The 877-nt window shown below is 46.0% G+C and carries 1 protein-coding gene; it reads right to left on the bottom strand.

Features of this window, described 5'->3' with window-relative positions; all coding sequences use genetic code 11:
• Nucleotides 1–877, bottom strand: an 877-nt coding sequence (locus DXB77_RS13090; RefSeq protein ID WP_182439497.1) for a DUF5979 domain-containing protein, incomplete at both ends; no start/stop codon positions are given.

Raw genomic sequence — 877 nt, 5'->3', positions numbered from 1 at the left:
CCTTATCCTGAGTATAAGTGTTCGTTACAGTTGCGGTCGCTGTCGCATCCTTAGTGACGATGACATTACCTTCACCATTGACTGTTAAGCCATAATCCTTAACCGCGGTTCCATTTGCTTCCTCACTTACTGTATAAGTTCCTACCGGAATGTTGTCGATCGTTACGCTTCCGTTTGCCGGCACGCTGATTCCTGTCTTGGTTGCTGTTGTGCTTCCATCTTCTTTGACATATTCTCCACTTGCATTTGTTACATAGATCGTAAATGTCTTGTTCGCATCGAAGGTATATCCTGCAACTGCCTTTTCTACAGTAAGGCTTCCCTTATCTTCTGTATAAGTGTTCGTTACGGTTGCGGTTGCTGTCGCATCCTTGGTGACGGTGACATTACCTTCCCCACTGACTGCTAAGCCATAGTTTGCAACTGCTGTTCCGGTTTGCTCTTCACTTACACTGTAAATTCCTACAGGTATGTCATTGATCGTTACGCTTCCGTTTGCCGGTACGCTGATTCCTGTCTTGGTTGCGCTTACGCTTCCATCTGCAAGAACATATTCGCCGCTAGCGTTTGTTACATAGATCATGAATGTCTTGCTGGAATCAAAGGTATATCCTGCAACTGCCTTGGCTACCGTTAAGCTTCCCTTATCCTGGGTATAAGTGTTCGTTACAGTTGCGGTTGCTGTCGCATCCTTGGTGACGGTGACATTACCTTCCCCACTGACTGCTAAGCCATAGTTTGCAACTGCTGTTCCGGTTTGCTCTTCACTTACACTGTAAATTCCTACAGGTATGTCATTGATCGTTACGCTTCCGTTTGCAGGTACGCTGATTCCTGTCTTGGTTGCGCTTATGCTTCCATCTGCAAGAACATATTC

The sequence above is a fragment of the Clostridium sp. OM05-9 genome, assembly GCF_003481465.1.
Taxonomy (GTDB): domain Bacteria; phylum Bacillota; class Clostridia; order Lachnospirales; family Lachnospiraceae; genus Coprococcus; species Coprococcus ammoniilyticus.
This window is presented reverse-complemented; position numbering and strand designations above follow the sequence as displayed.